This window comes from Aliiglaciecola sp. SL4 (genome assembly GCF_041538045.1).
GTDB lineage: Bacteria > Pseudomonadota > Gammaproteobacteria > Enterobacterales > Alteromonadaceae > Aliiglaciecola.
The window spans coordinates 1-2951 of sequence record NZ_JBGOSE010000026.1; the positions used below are offsets into that span (position 1 = coordinate 1).

The window sequence follows — 2951 nt, forward strand, 5'->3', positions numbered from 1 at the left end:
TGTTGTCTTGTCACTCTTACAACACCATGCTTCTTGCGAAGACATTTGGGTGTTGTATGGTTAAGCCTCACGGGCAATTAGTACAGGTTAGCTTAACGCCTCACAACGCTTCCACACCCTGCCTATCTACGTCGTAGTCTTCAACAACCCTTTAGGACAGTTAAACTGTCAGGGATGACTCATCTTGGGGCTCGCTTCCCGCTTAGATGCTTTCAGCGGTTATCGATTCCGAACGTAGCTACCGGGCAATGCCTTTGGCAAAACAACCCGAACACCAGCGGTTCGTCCACTCCGGTCCTCTCGTACTAGGAGCAGCTCCCCTCAATCATCCAACGCCCACACCAGATAGGGACCGAACTGTCTCACGACGTTCTAAACCCAGCTCGCGTACCACTTTAAATGGCGAACAGCCATACCCTTGGGACCGACTTCAGCCCCAGGATGTGATGAGCCGACATCGAGGTGCCAAACACCGCCGTCGATATGAACTCTTGGGCGGTATCAGCCTGTTATCCCCGGAGTACCTTTTATCCGTTGAGCGATGGCCCTTCCATACAGAACCACCGGATCACTATGACCTACTTTCGTACCTGCTCGACGTGTCTGTCTCGCAGTTAAGCTAGCTTATGCCATTGCACTAACCTCACGATGTCCGACCGTGATTAGCTAACCTTCGTGCTCCTCCGTTACTCTTTGGGAGGAGACCGCCCCAGTCAAACTACCCACCAGACACTGTCCACAATCCCGATAAGGGACCCATGTTAGAACATCAAATATACAAGGGTGGTATTTCAAAGGCGGCTCCACACAATCTAGCGACTGTGCTTCAAAGCCTCCCACCTATTCTACACATGTAGATTCAATGTTCAGTGCCAAGCTGTAGTAAAGGTTCACGGGGTCTTTCCGTCTAGGTGCGGGTACACAGCATCTTCACTGCGATTTCAATTTCACTGAGTCCTGGGTGGAGACAGCGTGGCCATGATTACGCCATTCGTGCAGGTCGGAACTTACCCGACAAGGAATTTCGCTACCTTAGGACCGTTATAGTTACGGCCGCCGTTTACCGGGGCTTCGATCAAGAGCTTCGCTTGCGCTAACCCCATCAATTAACCTTCCGGCACCGGGCAGGCGTCACACCGTATACGTCATCTTTCGATTTAGCACAGTGCTGTGTTTTTAATAAACAGTTCCAGCCACCATTTCACTGCGGCCCTCGTTCGCTTAGGAAGCAAGTTCCATCACAAACAAGGGCGTACCTTCTCCCGAAGTTACGGTACGATTTTGCCGAGTTCCTTCACCCAGGTTCTCTCAAGCGCCTTAGTATTCTCTACCTGACCACCTGTGTCGGTTTGGGGTACGGTTCGATATATCATAAGTTTAGAGGCTTTTCCTGGAAGCATGGCATCAACAACTTCGTCACCTTGGTGACTCGTCTCGTGTCTCAGGCATACTGAATCCCGGATTTACCTAAGATTCAACCCTACGCACTTTCACTTGGATAACCAACACCAAGCTTGCTTAGCCTTCTCCGTCCCCCCTTCACTGATATACCAAGTACGGAAATATTAATCCGTTTCCCATCGACTACGCATCTCTGCCTCGCCTTAGGGGCCGACTTACCCTGCCCTGATTAGCATGGGACAGGAAACCTTGGTCTTCCGGCGTGGGGGTTTTTCACCCCCATTATCGTTACTCATGTCAGCATTCGCACTTGTGATATGTCCAGCAAGCCTCACAGCTTACCTTCAGCCACTTACACAACGCTCCCCTACCATGTTTACAACGTAAACATCCGCAGCTTCGGTATATTGCTTAGCCCCGTTACATCTTCCGCGCAGGCCGACTCGACTAGTGAGCTATTACGCTTTCTTTAAAGGGTGGCTGCTTCTAAGCCAACCTCCTAGCTGTCTTAGCCTTCCCACATCGTTTCCCACTTAGCAATATTTTGGGACCTTAGCTGGCGGTCTGGGTTGTTTCCCTCTTCACGACGGACGTTAGCACCCGCCGTGTGTCTCCCGGATAGCACTCATTGGTATTCGGAGTTTGCAAAGGGTTGGTAAGTCGGGATGACCCCCTAGCCTTAACAGTGCTCTACCCCCAATGGTGTTCGTCCGAGGCGCTACCTAAATAGCTTTCGGGGAGAACCAGCTATCTCCCGGTTTGATTGGCCTTTCACCCCCAGCCACAGGTCATCCCCTGACTTTTCAACGTCAGTGGGTTCGGTCCTCCAGTTGATGTTACTCAACCTTCAACCTGCCCATGGCTAGATCACCGGGTTTCGGGTCTATACCTTGCAACTAAACGGGCAGTTAACCCTCGCTTTCACTACGGCTTCCCTATGCGGTTAACCTTGCTACAAAATATAAGTCGCTGACCCATTATACAAAAGGTACGCAGTCACAGAACAAGTCTGCTCCCACTGCTTGTACGTATACGGTTTCAGGTTCTATTTCACTCCCCTCACAGGGGTTCTTTTCGCCTTTCCCTCACGGTACTAGTTCACTATCGGTCAGTTAGGAGTATTTAGCCTTGGAGGATGGTCCCCCCATCTTCAGTCAAGATAACACGTGTCCCGACCTACTTAATATGGCAAATATAACGCTTAGTGTACGGGACTATCACCCTGTACCGTTGTGCTTTCCAACACATTCCACTACGTTATAAATGCTCGGCTGCTCCCCGTTCGCTCGCCGCTACTAGGGGAATCTCATTTGATTTCTTTTCCTAAGGGTACTTAGATGTTTCAGTTCCCCTCGTTTGCCTCTACAACCTATGTATTCAGTTGCAGATAATGCATAAATGCACTGGGTTCCCCCATTCGGACATCTGTGGCTAAAATGCGTTTTGTCAACTCACCACAGCTTTTCGCAGACTTACACGTCCTTCATCGCCTCTAACTGCCTAGGCATCCACCGTATACGCTTAGTCACTTAACCATACAACCCCAAATA

At 50.3% G+C, this 2951-nt stretch carries 1 rRNA gene; it reads right to left on the reverse strand.

The window, feature by feature from the left end:
- Positions 1 to 56 precede the first annotated feature (56 nt).
- A 23S ribosomal RNA gene (locus AB6T38_RS19170) occupies positions 57 to 2936 on the reverse strand.
- Between the last annotated feature and the right edge of the window lie 15 nt (positions 2937 to 2951).